Origin of the sequence: Nostoc sp. (genome assembly GCF_035638895.1) — a bacterium.
Lineage (GTDB): Bacteria > Cyanobacteriota > Cyanobacteriia > Cyanobacteriales > Nostocaceae > Nostoc.
On record NZ_DASQZC010000685.1, the window covers coordinates 1 to 14,357 of the forward strand.

12 protein-coding genes are annotated in these 14,357 nt (G+C 41.5%); 7 read left to right on the top strand and 5 right to left on the bottom strand.

Features of this window, described 5'->3' with window-relative positions:
* Positions 1-81: 81 nt before the first annotated feature.
* Positions 82-858, top strand: coding sequence for a sensor domain-containing diguanylate cyclase (locus tag VE944_RS32320; RefSeq protein ID WP_324987343.1), 777 nt, complete (start codon positions 82-84; stop codon positions 856-858).
* Between the two features lie 60 nt (positions 859-918).
* On the opposite strand, the gene VE944_RS32325 is transcribed toward VE944_RS32320, so the two are convergent.
* A complete protein-coding gene (locus tag VE944_RS32325) occupies positions 919-1,509 on the bottom strand; it encodes a thioredoxin family protein (protein WP_324987346.1) in 591 nt (196 codons plus the stop codon).
* Positions 1,510-1,640: 131 nt separating this feature from the next.
* On the opposite strand from VE944_RS32325, the gene VE944_RS32330 reads away from it, so the two are divergent.
* The 5 genes from VE944_RS32330 to VE944_RS32350 all read left to right on the top strand — a co-directional run bounded on the left by VE944_RS32330 (position 1,641) and on the right by VE944_RS32350 (position 7,260).
* Complete coding sequence (locus tag VE944_RS32330; RefSeq protein ID WP_324987349.1) at positions 1,641-2,195, top strand: hypothetical protein; 555 nt, start codon at positions 1,641-1,643, stop codon at positions 2,193-2,195.
* Positions 2,196-2,779: 584 nt separating this feature from the next.
* A complete protein-coding gene (locus tag VE944_RS32335) occupies positions 2,780-3,562 on the top strand; it encodes an ABC transporter permease (protein WP_324987352.1) in 783 nt (260 codons plus the stop codon).
* Between the two features lie 384 nt (positions 3,563-3,946).
* On the top strand, positions 3,947-5,911 hold the full coding sequence (locus VE944_RS32340) for a Mu transposase C-terminal domain-containing protein (protein ID WP_324987355.1): 1,965 nt from the start codon (positions 3,947-3,949) through the stop codon (positions 5,909-5,911).
* Between the two features lie 3 nt (positions 5,912-5,914).
* Positions 5,915-6,721, top strand: a complete 807-nt coding sequence (locus VE944_RS32345) for a TniB family NTP-binding protein (RefSeq protein ID WP_324987358.1) — start codon at positions 5,915-5,917, stop codon at positions 6,719-6,721.
* A gap of 29 nt (positions 6,722-6,750) precedes the next feature.
* Positions 6,751-7,260, top strand: coding sequence for a TniQ family protein (locus tag VE944_RS32350; protein WP_324987361.1), 510 nt, complete (start codon positions 6,751-6,753; stop codon positions 7,258-7,260).
* Between the two features lie 75 nt (positions 7,261-7,335).
* Here VE944_RS32350 and VE944_RS32355 read toward each other — a convergent pair whose 3' ends face one another.
* Positions 7,336-7,638 (bottom strand): hypothetical protein, encoded by a 303-nt coding sequence (locus VE944_RS32355; protein WP_324987364.1) that lies wholly within the window; start codon positions 7,636-7,638, stop codon positions 7,336-7,338.
* Positions 7,639-7,858: 220 nt separating this feature from the next.
* Here VE944_RS32355 and VE944_RS32360 point away from each other — a divergent pair, with 220 nt between their 5' ends.
* The gene (locus VE944_RS32360; protein ID WP_324987366.1) at positions 7,859-8,119 is read left to right on the top strand and encodes a helix-turn-helix domain-containing protein; all 261 of its coding nucleotides are present in this window, start codon (positions 7,859-7,861) and stop codon (positions 8,117-8,119) included.
* Between the two features lie 38 nt (positions 8,120-8,157).
* On the opposite strand, the gene drmC is transcribed toward VE944_RS32360, so the two are convergent.
* The 3 genes from drmC to drmA are packed head-to-tail and all read right to left on the bottom strand — an operon-like array spanning position 8,158 to position 14,350.
* Entirely contained in the window at positions 8,158-8,955 is a 798-nt protein-coding gene (gene drmC / locus VE944_RS32365) for a DISARM system phospholipase D-like protein DrmC (RefSeq protein WP_324987368.1), read from the bottom strand.
* 5 nt (positions 8,956-8,960) lie between these two features.
* The gene (locus VE944_RS32370; RefSeq protein WP_324987370.1) at positions 8,961-10,820 is read right to left on the bottom strand and encodes a DUF1998 domain-containing protein; all 1,860 of its coding nucleotides are present in this window, start codon (positions 10,818-10,820) and stop codon (positions 8,961-8,963) included.
* Complete coding sequence (gene drmA, locus VE944_RS32375; protein WP_324987372.1) at positions 10,817-14,350, bottom strand: DISARM system helicase DrmA; 3,534 nt, start codon at positions 14,348-14,350, stop codon at positions 10,817-10,819. The genes VE944_RS32370 and drmA overlap by 4 nt, the downstream gene beginning before the upstream one ends.
* Positions 14,351-14,357 lie beyond the last annotated feature (7 nt).

Here is a 14,357-nt window from a genome sequence, read left to right on the forward strand (position 1 = left end):
CCCTTGTTTGCAGTTTGAAAATTATGTTTGCAGTTTCATTTGCAATTATTGTGGTTTTGAGACCCCCTTTATTTGCAATTAATGTGGTTTCAAAATCGCCTTGTTTGCAGTTTTATCGCTGGATGTTTGCAGTTCGCTACAACTAACAATCCCTTAGTCAAAGGTAATCCCAAAATTCGTTTTTATGCTGGTGTCCCTCTGATTACGCCCGATGGTCTTCCAATTGGGACGTTGTGTGTTATGGATACCATTCCTCATCACCCAAGTTACCAGCAGTTAGATGCACTGCGCCGCCTAAGTCGTCAGGCGATCGCTCAGATGGAACTTCTTCAGGAAGTTCGCAACCGCAAACAAGCAGAAATCGAAGGAAGACAGTTATCGCTAACCGATGAACTAACAGGTTTGCATAACCGACGTGGCTTCTTTCTAATGGCTGAACAACAGTTAAAAATTGCTCACCGGACGAGAGTGTTGTGCTGGGTTATCTTTATTGATTTAGATGGGCTAAAACAGATTAACGACACCCTTGGCCACGACATAGGAGATGCCTTGATTGTTGATGCTGCTCAATTACTCAAGCAAAGTTTTCGGAACTCAGATATTGTCGCCCGCTTGGGTGGAGATGAGTTTGTTGTTTTCATCTCCAGCTACTTTAAGGACGCTGACAGTATCCAAGAGTGTTTGCAAACAAATATCGCCAACTTTAATCAACAGCAAAACCGTAACTATGAGCTTTCGATGAGTATCGGGATAGAGCGTTACTCAGCAGAAAGCAATATGTCATTAGAACAACTAATCGCCAAGTCTGACGAATTAATGTACGCTCATAAGCGTCTCAAGCAGCAATCGATTGTCTGAAGGGAACTCCTTTCTGGGGATTAGGTAGTTGATATTCTCCTGCCCTATGCCTCCAAAGTGCTAATTTACCACTTGGCTGCCATGACTGCGAGGATCATCTTGATTCGTCGTTGGTGCTACTGGGGCTGAAAATTTGGAAACTTTGCCGCTAGCTTGAGCATAGGGAAGAGACGAACCAGTAACCAAAGCTTCTAAGTTGCTAGCCATAATCGTCCGGGGTTGATCGCCGATCGCTTCGGCTATGGTTTCCCCTTGCTGACTCAAAAATACAAAATGGGGAATCCCATCTACCCGATATTTCAACATCTCTGGTAGCCACTTGGTATTATCCACATTCAGCATCACAAAATTCATCTTGTCAGCATACTCTGTTTCTAGTTGAGTGATATCTGGTGCCATTTTTTGACAGACAGTACACCAATCTGCATAAAACTCTACTAGAGATGGTTTGCCGTTGCTGATTGCTACTTCTAACGGTGTGGATGTATCACTTAACTTGGCTAGAGTTGCCGAGGTTGTTTCGGTTCGCAATCCTAAAACGAGAGCAACGCTAAGAGCGATCGCTACCATTACAATTACAAAGTTTCTCAAACGCTTCCCTAAGTTGGATTCAGACTTATCGGGAGAATTAACAGGTGAATCAGTACTCATAACAAAATTATTAAAACTTATTAAGCAATTTCTTCTTCAGTTTAGCTGACTCCAGCCGCTCTTAAATACGTAATTTAATCTTCAAAATGGGTATTACAAATAAATACTTTAGATGAAATAGGTTTTCAAAGATGATTTTAAGCTTCAAAAATACTAGTGCTATGTGTGCGGTATTTTTATCAGTCAGTGTTAGCAGCTTTCACACATCAGCCATAGCCACTGTAAATAAACAGTCTCAATGGATAGCACAGCAGAGTAAAACCCTGTCACACCCAGTTTTTAAATCTATTTTGCCCAAATTAAAGCAGAAGACTCAGATTCGTATTCTATTGCCGAAGTTTATTCCTGAGTCAGATGGGGAAAATCCAATTTACGCAACTATAGAAGCTGTTACGCAAAAAAAGTACGAAATTTTATTGGGTTTTAGTCCCGACTGTAATGGTTCCTCTGCCTGTCGTTTGGGAGTTGTTTCTGCTGAAGCAGTAACCCGTAAAACACCCCGCCTTACTGGTAAACCTGTATCTTTAACTAAGGGCATCACTGGCTATTTTGTAGATTTTTCTTGTGGTGCTGGTTGTTCAGATGCTACCTTGACTTGGAGACAACAGGGTGTGCAATATGTTGTTGGAGTGAAAGCAGGCGAACGCACTTCTTTGATAAAAATGGCTAATTCTGCGATTAACTAATTCTGTAGGTTTCAGTAAAGAGATTTTCTAGGAATAAATAGAGGTTGGTATTTAAAGAAATCATCATGGTAATATCAACCTTTGGTGTTCGTGAACCTATTCCACTAATAATATATGTGCTACAAAGGTTAAGCTTATTGAGAACTGAAATCGAAAAATCAACGTTTTAAGCACATTTTACGAAAAGAAGTAGAGATTATTAGAATAGTGGGATAGATTCGTGTATCATTCTAATAGCCTAGCGATGTATCACCAATATATAACAAAGTTTAGTAAATAAATATACTTAGTGTTTACACAAAACACAAAAACTCTTTCAGCTTTTGTTTGCTCTATTTTCTTGTATTAGATGAATAATCGATGGCACTAAAGAAACAACTGCCAAATTTATGTTCAGTAAAATAACCAACATTGTCACCTAAGACTACACAAGCAAAAGCACCAAAAGTCAGAACCCAAATGTTCAGTAAATTCTGAGATGCGACAAATCCAGCAATAAAAAGTAATATTAAATTTACGTAAACTTATTATGTAATCTGTAGAAATCTAATTAAAAATGGCATGTTTTATGTTATTGGTGCAAGATGCAAAGGTATTTGAAAGTACTAAGACTATTTTGGGGTGCTGCGATCGCATCTGAGTTAGAGTATCGGATTAACTTTTTCATAGCTACCCTCAGCAGCTTGGGAAATCTCGCAGGTAGCCTCTTTGGACTATTCTTGTTTTACCGAACTGGTTATACTTTTAGTGGCTGGTCATGGGAAGCAGCCTTAGTAGTTCTAGGAATTTTTACTTTATTACAAGGATTTTCTGCTACTTTTCTGGCGTCGAACTTGAATCGCATTGTCCGCCATGTTCAAGAAGGCACTTTAGACTTTATATTATTAAAACCTATCCGCAGTCAGTTTTGGCTCTCCACCCATACCCTTTCACCTTGGGGACTACCAGATATAATTTTTGGTAGTATTATTATTGGCTACGCAGGTAAACGCCTTGGTGTAGGGATAGACGACTATCTACTTGGTGCGCTGCCGTTATTGTTCAGCTTTGTGATTCTGTACAGCCTGTGGTTTATGCTCGGAGCGATGAGTATCTGGTTCGTCAAAATATACAACGTTACCGAAGTATTACGTGGTTTGTTAGAAGCTGGACGATATCCCATCGCAGCATATCCTACTGCTTACCGCTTTTTCTTCACCTTTGTAATGCCAGTAGCGTTTTTAACAACAGTACCAGCCCAAGCGTTACTGGGCCGAAGTGAAATTAGCTGGTTGATAGGTGCAGCAATATTAGCAGTAGCGTTGTTTTTCGCTTCCACTTGGTTTTGGCGATTTGCATTGAGGTTTTATACCAGTGCTTCGAGTTAGAGGCAGGAACGTAGACAAGGCAGCGCCTTGCCTAGAGTTATTGGAGCAACATAATTGGTTATTCGCCAACGCGACATTAATTTGCGAATAGCGACATTTAATTTGCGAATATACAACAAAAATGTAGAGCGACAAATTATTTGACCAGAGCGACAAATTATTTGTCAAAATACTTTATTAACTACGAATCCTTATATATCAGGGCTTTCAGGAATTAAACCCGTAAAAAGCTAATTCAGGCTTTAGCGACAAATTAAGTGTCTTTTATTAAAAATTTCGACTAATTAAATGACAATTCTTAATTTAGCGAAGAATTAAATGTCAATTCTTCCCAGCTTTGTAGTAGTATAAATGTACCCAAATAATCAATGAAAAATTACATCTATGAGTCTTTTAGATGTAGATGACCAGTTTGAACTAGAAGATGAAGACAGCTTCCTATCGGATGACGAGTATACAGACACACTCGACTTTTCAATGGAAGTTGAGCCATTGAGTGAGAATGATAACTCTGTAGAAGAAGACAAATCAGTTGAGTTTTTAGATCAGAGATTTTTAGAGGACTCAGAACTCAGACTCTCTGGTGAACAAAGACTCAATCTAGAGATAATTCGCAATCTACGTGAACCCTGCGATCGCCTAACTTACGGCAAAAGGTTGGAAGAAGCAGCCAAAAAGCTTGGTAAATCTGAACGAACCGTTAGACGTTTGATTAAGTCTTGGGAAGAAAAAGGTATGGCTGCTTTAGCGGAAGTTCCTAGAGCAGACAAAGGACAGGTGCGAAAAAGTGAATACTGGTATAACTTAAGTCTCAAAATTTATAAGCAAGGAAATAAAGGAAGCGATCGCATGACTCGCACTCAGGTCGCCGAGAAGATTGAGACTCAAGCTTACGAATTCGCCAAAAAAGAATTAGAAGCAGAAATATCAAGGTTAGAAAGTCAGGGATTTCGAGGAGAAGACTTAGATTGGGAGTTAAAGAAACTGATAAAAATCAAGGAAAAGGCAGAAGGGTTTAAGTATTGGTCAAAGTATGGAAAGCCTCCCAGCACTAGAACAGTAGAAAGATGGCTCAAACCAGTTGAGGAGAAAAGGCATAAATCTCGCGTTAGCCGTAGCCCAGGATGGCACGGTTCCGAACATATAATCAAAACCCGTGATGGTCAAGAAATATCTATTAAGTACAGCAATCAGGTTTGGCAAATTGACCATACCAAAGCTGACATCTTATTAGTGGATGAGGATGGTGAGGAAATAGGCCGTCCTCAATTAACGACGGTTATAGATTGTTACTCTCGCTGCATTGTTGGATTGCGTCTAGGCTTGGCTGCGCCTAGTTCTCAAGTTGTAGTTTTGGCGCTGCGTAATGCAATTATGCCAAAACGGTACACTTCGGAGTATGAACTCAGATGTAAGTGGAGTGCTTACGGTGTACCTAAATATGTTTATACCGATGGTGGTAAAGATTTTCGCTCAAAACATTTAGTGGAATGGATTGCTAACGAATTAGATTTTGAACCAATCCTGCGAAGTCAACCTTCAGATGGCGGCATTGTAGAACGACCCTTTAGAACCATGAGTGGGCTGCTTTCTGAAATGCCCGGTTACACGGGGTCAAGTGTTAAAGACCGTCCAGAGGGAGCTGAAGATAAAGCTTGTATAAGTCTTCCTGAACTAGAAAAACTAATTATTGGTTACATTGTCGATAGCTATAACCAAAAGCCTGATGCCCGAAGTCAAGCCAACCCTTTAACTCCAAAGCAAAGTCGGATTGAGCGTTGGGAAAAAGGACTGCAAATGACTCCTACTTTGCTGAACGATAGAGAACTTGATATTTGCTTAATGAAGGCAGCAGAACGGGTGGTGTATGACAATGGCTATCTGAATTTTTCTGGTCTTCGTTACAGGGGAGAGAATTTGGGGGCTTACGCAGGTGAAAAGGTTGTCTTAAGGTTTGACCCCAGAGACATAACGATGATGTTAGTGTATGGTCGCAAAAATAATAAAGAAATATTTTTAGCCCGTGCTTATGCTGTTGGTTTAGAAGCAGAAAGGCTGTCAGTTGAGGAAGTTAAATACGCACGTAAAAAAGCAGAAAATAGTGGTAAAGGTATCAATAACGTTTCAATTTTAGAAGAAGCAATTAGACGCAGAAACTTTTTAAAAAATAAAAAAAGCAAAACTAAAGCTGAACGTCGCCGAGCCGAACAAGAACGTAAAGAGCCTATACCACAAAGATATGAAGAGAAGGAAAATGAACAGGTTGATAAATTAGCGTCTAAAACGGAAGTAGATGAGCCAATAGAAAAAGTGGATTTCAAACTATTGCGTGAAGAACTAGGGTTGTAAACTATGACTAAAGAAGAAATACAGTTAGAAATTGAACGTCTAAGACAACCAGATATTTTAAATATTGAACAAGTAAAAAGATTCAGTTCTTGGTTAGATGAAAGGCGGAAGTTACGAAAACCTGGTAGGGCAGTAGGAGATTCAGGTCTGGGCAAAACTACAGCTTCTCTCTTTTATACCTACCAGAATAGAGCGGTTAAAATACAAAATCAAAATCCAGTGGTTCCAGTATTATATATAGAGTTAACGGGTAGCTCTTGCAGTCCATCGCTTTTATTTAAAACTGTTATTGAAACTCTAAAATTTAAGGCGAAGGGAGGTACTGAAAATCAACTAAGAGAAAGAGCATGGTATTTTATTAGGCAATGTAAAGTAGAAATATTGATTATTGATGAAGCTCATCGTCTTCAATTTAAAGCACTAGCAGATGTTAGAGACTTATTTGATAAGGTGAAGATTATCCCCATATTGGTAGGGACAAGTAGTAGACTAGATACTTTAATAAGTAAAGATGAGCAGGTTGCTGGGCGTTTTGCCTCTTACTTCAGCTTTGAAAAACTTTTAGGAGCAAACTTTACAAAGACGGTAAAGATTTGGGAACAGCAAATTCTGAGACTACCTGAGCCATCAAATTTGGCAGGTAATCAAGGAATCATAACTCTTTTACAGGGAAAAACAGATGGTCAAATTAGATTATTAGATCAAATTCTTAGAGATGCAGCAGTTAAAGCATTAGAATCTGGGGTTAACAAAATAGATAAATCGCTTTTGGAGGGTATTGAAGGAGATTATTCATTAGTAGCAAGCTAAAAGATACATCGTCAAAATTATAAACTCAGATGTCAAACGAAATCTATAATTTTGAAGCTTGGATAAACATAGTTAAACCATTACCAGGGGAAAGTATAAGTCACTTTTTAGGTCGCTTTGAAAGGGCTAATTTGCTGACTGGGTATCAAATTGGCAAGGAAGCCGGAGTCGGTGCGATAGTAGCCAGATGGAAAAAACTTTACCTCAATCCATTCCCAACTCAACAAGAATTAGAGGCATTAGCAAAGTTTGTTGAGGTGGAAGTTGAAAAACTCACAGAAACTTTGCCTTTAAAGGGTATCACGATGAAGCCCCGACCAATTAAATTATGTGCTGCTTGCTACGCAGAAGAACCTTGTCATCGAATTGAGTGGCAGTATAAAGAGAGAGTGAAATGCGATCGCCACCAGTTGGGTTTATTAACAAAATGTACTAACTGTGAGACACCATTTCCAATCCCTGCTGATTGGGAGCTAGGGGAATGCACCCATTGTTCCCTGCCTTTTGCAAAAATGGTGAAGCGTCAGAAGCGCTATTGAAAAAACATCTAAATAAGAAAAAGACGTGATTAAGCTCACGTCTCCAGGTAGTGGAAAATTAATGCATGAAAGTTACTAGGCTACATCCGCTACTAGCAAACCGTTGACAGCGACGATGAAAATCTGTGCTAACTCAGGAGTGTTACAACAAGGTCTTTCATCTCTATTACAAGGTTGTGCTATCCATTTGCCCTCAAAATTTTGATAAAAAGTTCCCAGAAGCTGAGAACCATACCAAACTCGGTACATTTCTCCAAGATCATCTGGCACTGAGTCGATTTCAATTTCTGGTGCTACTGCATCAGCTAACTCCTCAACGTATTCCTCGAAATCTGATTGTGCCAAAGTTTGGTTGTCAAATACTTCTTGTGTAATCATGTGAATGACCTCATCAATGGGGTTGTACAAAAGGCGATCGCGGACTCTTCCCGGAGAGCGATCGCTTTTATTTTTGTCTACAATTTAATCTACGTGATGCGTAGAATTGCGTCAAGCGTAGATTAATAAAACTTAGAATATTATATATCTACTTGTAATGTAAGCTACTAACAAGTAGATAAATCTACATCTAGCAGCGACTAAACTGGTGATGTAGTGTATGTCTGAGAATCAAGTGATTCGTTGGAAATTAAATGAAGTGATGGCGCGAAAGCGGGTTAGAAATAAGGATTTAGCTATGATAGTTGGTATAACTGAAAACTCAATTTATAGATTGCGTAAGGTTGATGAAATGCCAAGATTAGCACCGGAACGATTGAATGGCATTTGCAAAGCGTTGAATTGTCAACCAGGGGAACTATTGGAATATCTGCCAGATGAAGGTGAAGGGAATGTTGTTTCTCAGGCTGATATAGTATAAGTGCGATGGGCCTACAGTGTAGGCGATCGCTACAACAATCAAATCCCAGGAATAGGACGCAGGATTCTGTGAGACACCAAAGTGTCAAACTGTAAGCGTAATGCTTGGGCTGTTGCTGAGTCAGTGAGCAACACACCTGCTTCAATATTGCGTTCCTGGGCGGCTTCTGTAAAGTTAGCTGATGTGATCAGTACAGATTCCTCATCTACAATAATGCTCTTAGCGTGGAGAGATGATTTTTGCTTAACATTCACTGCTAGCGATCGCGAATCGTAAAACACTTCTGGTAGTCTTTTTCCTATCCAAATATCCCGGCGGAAGGTATCTGCAAATTCTCTCAATAAAATTGACTCTGCTACTTTACTGTTATGAGGGCGTTGGATGTTAAGAAACATCTGTACATATAATTCCGGGTTAGCATCCATGCCTTCTGCAAGTACCTGGAATAATTTCCGTGCTTTCTCGCCTTTATCAATGGCAAAACTAGAGATGAGAACACTTTTCTTCGCGTTGCTAAACAGTTCGCGGACAACAACGCTAGTATCACGGCTTTGAGAACCAGTTACCTCTGGGCCAGTCCATACCAACTCAATGCGATCGCGTATTTGTTGAGATGCACTTCGTTCTGCTGCTAACAAGCGCAGGGTATAAGCAATATAGCTGCATTTTACGCCTTCAGAAGTTAGATGATTCAGTTCATCAATTACTGTTTGGCTTAAAGTTGCGGGTACGTAGTTAATCATTGCCGATACCAGAAACGGAGGGGATAGCCTGCCGTTTTCTAGTGCTGTTGCTAGTTTCAGCAAAGTTGGGCGGCTCAGTTGCAAAAAAGCCATTGTGTTTATTCTGGGAAGAATTCTGCTCCTAAACCTTCAACTGTCGATACAACCAAGGCGCGGTCAAGAAATTCATTGCGGCGTTCGCAGGATGTTTCTGCAATCAGCAAGCATCCGTGACAAGCGGAACCGTGCAGAAAACGCTCCTCTTGCTCGTTATCTGGTCGATGTTGAGCGCATACTGGGTCATTGGAGCATAATCTTCCTTGCTCTAGTGCTACTTCCAAATGGTATTCAATGCGTTTGCCAACTTCTACCAATCCGCCTAAAGTGCCTTCTGACCCAGAGGAGCCAGTGTATAAAAGGATTCCATATCCCGCATCACTAGCGTAGATGCGTTCGCGGATGGAACTGGCAGCATACCCGCATTCTAACGATACAGCCACAATTAATAAATGCGATAGAGAATGCAGCATAGTATACTGCAAGCCAGGAAACTTAACTTTTTCTTTTTCCTGGTCTATACCTTTACGCGCACACCAGATATCAAATCCTCTTGATAATTCTCGTCCCCGCTTTTTGACGGCTTCTCGCTTTAACCAATCTTCGATCGCTTCCTTACGGAAAGCAATAAATACACCCTCGCCTTTATTCTCAATTGCAGGAACCCAAGTGGTTTCAATATCCAACGCAGCACGCCTAACGCTGATATCAAGTTCGCCGTCGATATCTGGCATTTCCGCTTCAAAGCGGGTAAAACCCACCTGAGCAATTACTTCACGCAAGCGATCTACTAAAACAATTTGTTCAATGCGGGAGGAAAAAGTAGGCTTTAAGTTATTTAGCTGGCGGGAACGAGCATAAAAATCACCTTCTGGGACATCTTCCCCAACTTCGACAGAACTAGCAAGTAATGTCTCAATTTCTACTTGTTTAATTTTTTTATCTCCAGTTGAAGCACCACTTTGTCGCCGTTGTACTTCTTTCCAGACTGCTTCATCGCTAAATTTTTCTAAAGCTACAGCTACCTTTTGTTTTTTCCGTTCTTTTTTAATTTCGCTGGCACTTTCTGCATATTGCAGAAAATCTTCGTAAACTAAATTGACTGCATCTCGTAAACCCGCATCTAAGTCAGGCAGAGAAATAACGCTAAGAACTTGGGAAAAATAAGCGTTGCTGGCAGACCTAACTAATAAACGATTGTATTCTGGTATACCTGTGGATTCACGAATACAGTAAGGTTCTTGGGCAAATGAGCCAAGCCAAGGGCGATGTCCCTGACATGCGCCTAAAACTTTACCATTGCGGACTGTTGCATCAGCAAGGGGACGACGTTTTTTACATTCGCAACGCACATAAATCTCAGCAAAGTCGTTACCTGAACCACCTTCGTCTAACCATAGCTGGCCTCGACACTTATTTTCAGAATCATTATGTACAAAAGTATACCAGTGTATATCGCTGATATGACCTTTAACGCAGGCTTGCACGAAGCGGACAGGTACAACTGGTACTTTCTTTTTTTCAGAATTAAGATATTGACCACTGACTAAATTACCCCACGGTAACAGAGGACGAGTACGAAATGTTTTTTTGGTTTTAGTGTCGTACCAAGTTTCCTTGACTTGGGCTAAAAACCAAGTAGGAAACATGAAAACATTAATTCCTGTGCGGATAGCTCTGGGGTCTTGTTCGTCAACTGGTGGTGCATACAGGTTGACATGATTGACTTCTAAAATTTCAGCAACTCTAGCCGCTAACCGATCTTCAAAAATGCGTCTTTTGTCGCCACGCCACTGATTTAAACCAGCAATTAACACGGAATGTTCTGGTAGGTCTACCATCGCCCCAGGGCCAAAGGTAGAGAGAATTTGACTTTGCCGTACTTGCCCTGCTGGGGGAATTTTTTTGTTAGATTTACTCATTTTCCTTTCTCCTCTACCTCATTTCCGTAAGGATTAATCACCCACAGATTGACTGTTGGTTCGACATCGCGCAAACTTCGCTGGGCTTTAAAGCTTCGTGCTTCTAGTGGTTGATTCTCTAATTCGGGGTCGAGGGGATCAAATATTAGTGGTGGTGCTTCGCCTACTTCACGCTGATATTGGAGGCTAATTTTTCCATCGCTATTAGCAATGCTTTCCCATGTATCTAGTAAGTTTTTTACTCGTCCTTTGACTTTATGACGTGTTTCTTCTGCATCATCCTCGTCGTTTTTACAAACCTCTGCGCGTTGTGCAATGGTTTCAACAACAAACTCTAAATCTTGGCGATGTTGAGTAATATCGAAAGCGCGGAGTGGCGCTGTCATCTTAGGATGTCCCAGACGTGCTAGAGCAACGGTAATGGCTGCAATACCTCGATCAATAGCGCGAGGGGAAAAAGGAGTTACGCTGGTAGCTTCTACAGCGCGGTAGAATGTTGAATGCCAAGCACAAAAGCGTTCATAATGAGAGCGATCGCGTGGACGATGAATATTCAGTAAGGTCACTACTAACCCTGGTCTTTCCTCATCTCGTCCCACACGGCTGGTAGCTTGGATATATTCGGCGGCTGTCTTGGGTTGACCAAGAACTACCATTAAACCCAAGCGAGTAATATCCAAACCTACGGAAATCATGTTTGTTGCTAAAACAACATCAACCTTTTCATCTTTATCAAAGGTTGATTCCATTCGCCGCTTAGTCTCTGCAACGTCGCTAGTGCTGACACGAGAAGTTAATTCTTCTGGTTCGTCATCAATTTTACGACCAACAAATAATCCTGATATTTCACCTACTCGCTTACGCTGGCTATAGCGCACTAGACCAGAATTTACTTCATCTTCCACAATACGCCGACTACCACCTAGCTCACGTAGGGAATTAAAATAACCTAACAGCGTCATGTAGGGGTCGGCTGGGTTATTAGAATTTTTCTTCCCTCCTTGTTCTAGCCAATACTTTTGGGCTGCGCCTAGTAATGCCAAATAGCTACGCAATAACACTACTTTTAAACTGCGTCCCTGAGCAGTAATTCCTACATAGGTGCGGGCGTTTTTCTCTGTAGCGGGGACGGTTTTGGCAAAGAATGAATCACGTCTATCTGGCCCTGGTGGGGGAAATATATCGACTTGGCTGCGACCAAATAAAGCTTGAATTTGCTTGCTAGCGCGGCGGACTGTTGCGGTTGAAGCAACTATTTTCGGACGAATTTTTTTACCGTCTATCTCTTGGCTGCACAAAGCATCAATGGCTGTTTCATATAGTCCTACCATTGTTCCCAATGGGCCGGAAATTAAATGTAATTCGTCTTGGATAATTAAGTCTGGTGGTGGTAAATAACCGCCAAGGGGTTTCCCGCGACCTGGTTGAGTCGGGCCGTAAAAACCATCATTATCGTAGCGGTCTACTCGTCCAAATAATGCACCAGTTTCTCCCACCCAAGGCAGGCTGGCGAATTTATCTACTGTAGAGATAATAAAACAAGGTAAACGACGATATATTGGCTCGTCTACGGCGACTATTGGTAAAGGATTATCACCGCGAAAATGACAGTGACGATTGGCACAAAATACGCGTAAGTTTGTTGGTTGATCGGTATTTGGTAGTAATTGGAATGAGTTGCGTTGAAATTCTGCATCGCACCAAGGACACTTTTCTAACGGGATGGGTGATGGGTTGCTGGGGTAATTGTTTTGGAAGTCGAGAGTCCGCTTTCTAGCACTGTTATCGTCGTTATCTCCTTTTTTACCCATACGGTTGGGTGTTGCTGTTTGTCCCACCCATAGTCCAATTTCAAACGGCCAAGTTCCCAACTTCTGTGGGTTTTTCTGGCGTTCCAATTCTAAGGCGCAAATCATCGTCGCCGCTCGTCCGAGTTGGTCGAGAGTCAAAAGACGCAGGGTATAGCGCATGAGGACGCTTAAACCAGCCGATTTGATACCGGGATAACGCAGCCGTCGTAGGACAAGGGTGAAGGCTGCGAGTCCTAAGTAAGCTTCGGTTTTACCGCCACCTGTGGGGAAGAATAGCAAATCGACTAATTCACGATCGCTATTTTCGGGGTAAGCTATTCCTGCCAAGTTCATCAGTATAAATGCTAGCTGGAAGGGTCGCCATTCAGGTGGTGCAAGACTTTCAGGAGTGATATTTTTGCCATGAGTAGCACGCTGACGCACATACGTAGCAATAGCCCGATTTCCTATTTGAAATGCTTCAAATATTTGTGGATCACTTAATGCTTTGATACCTGCGTCGATGCGCTTGTTGGCAATTTCCGCATTGTTTAGCAAACTTATGGCCATATTTAACCGCTTGAGTTCGCTGGGACATTTCGTGCGTTGTTCCTTAATCCAATCAGCGTAAGCATCCACCATCGGACTCAGCATATTTTGCAATGCTTCTGGTGTGGGTGCATCGGCTAAGGCTTCCATTCCCAATTCAACGTTTTTTACTTGGGTGGCTATCACCTTTTCCACATCAGCAGTTGGTATCCAAGCGGTACGCACTTGCTGACAACTACCATCGGCATTGGTTAGTGCGATCGCAGAAACGTTATGACCTACCGCATATTCATAATCATCGCGGTATTGTAAATCAGCGACGTTTTCATCCCAATCATTATTATCTCGTCCGCGTAAATTGGGACGGGGTACTAATGGTTCTGGGGTATGGATGATCAAACTGGCTTGAAAAATATAGCTAATATCGCGCTGTTTATCTGAGGTGGAGAGGCGATTATTAACTAGAAATACAGAAACGGAACGAGTCCCAGCAGGTACAAGTTCTTTGGAAGTTACAGGACGGATGGAGACGACGAGTTGTAAACCGTTGCTATCAGCTATGGGAATAGTTTTTGTCGATTGGCTTTGATGAAGCGGTAATTTTAATTGTTTAGGACTACTTAAACCTAAACCCAGTTCTAACTGTTCGGGATTGCGATCGCCCATTAGAGGAACAGTGATTTGGGCTTGGCGTGAAATCCGCTTCCAGCATCCCAATAAACTGTTATTTGATTCTTCTTGGGGGATTGTCGTTTCTATTTCCAAGGGTAGAAGAATTTTCTCCTCGCCAGAATCATTCTGAGATTCTGCTACAGAATTATCTTTGATTGGGAAATAATCACCCCATTGCACTGTGAGATTAAGTTGACTAGCATTTTCAGCAACCAGTAAACTTAAACCCATCGATGAAGGGAAAAAAGCTTTCTTGGCGAATGGCTTGTCTGGGACATTTTCATCTTCACCTGCGCTACCCTTCTGTAATTGATCTAAATCATCATCAACCGTATCATCTCCACGCTGTTCGATCGGCGCACCATGTGGGACAAGAAAGCCTGTAAGATACCATTTTGATGGTGCTTGGTCGAGAATTTCTTCTGCGTGGTCGATATCATCAGGGGTGGGGCCTATGAGGTCGAGTTGCAAGGCTTCAATGAGGCGCGATCGCACTTCGGCAGATGTAGTATTTTTCATATAAATA

Bases quoted from the DNA above. Each gene is read 5' to 3' on its own strand.
- VE944_RS32330 (WP_324987349.1), top strand. From the start codon at position 1,641: ATGATTTTAAGCTTCAAAAATACTAGTGCTATGTGTGCGGTATTTTTA.
- VE944_RS32340 (WP_324987355.1), top strand. From the start codon at position 3,947: ATGAGTCTTTTAGATGTAGATGACCAGTTTGAACTAGAAGATGAAGAC.
- VE944_RS32355 (WP_324987364.1), bottom strand. From the start codon at position 7,638: ATGATTACACAAGAAGTATTTGACAACCAAACTTTGGCACAATCAGAT.
- VE944_RS32350 (WP_324987361.1), top strand. From the start codon at position 6,751: ATGTCAAACGAAATCTATAATTTTGAAGCTTGGATAAACATAGTTAAA.
- VE944_RS32360 (WP_324987366.1), top strand. From the start codon at position 7,859: ATGTCTGAGAATCAAGTGATTCGTTGGAAATTAAATGAAGTGATGGCG.
- VE944_RS32325 (WP_324987346.1), bottom strand. From the start codon at position 1,509: ATGAGTACTGATTCACCTGTTAATTCTCCCGATAAGTCTGAATCCAAC.
- drmC (WP_324987368.1), bottom strand. From the start codon at position 8,955: ATGGCTTTTTTGCAACTGAGCCGCCCAACTTTGCTGAAACTAGCAACA.
- VE944_RS32335 (WP_324987352.1), top strand. From the start codon at position 2,780: ATGCAAAGGTATTTGAAAGTACTAAGACTATTTTGGGGTGCTGCGATC.
- VE944_RS32320 (WP_324987343.1), top strand. From the start codon at position 82: ATGTGGTTTCAAAATCGCCTTGTTTGCAGTTTTATCGCTGGATGTTTG.
- drmA (WP_324987372.1), bottom strand. From the start codon at position 14,350: ATGAAAAATACTACATCTGCCGAAGTGCGATCGCGCCTCATTGAAGCC.
- VE944_RS32345 (WP_324987358.1), top strand. From the start codon at position 5,915: ATGACTAAAGAAGAAATACAGTTAGAAATTGAACGTCTAAGACAACCA.
- VE944_RS32370 (WP_324987370.1), bottom strand. From the start codon at position 10,820: ATGAGTAAATCTAACAAAAAAATTCCCCCAGCAGGGCAAGTACGGCAA.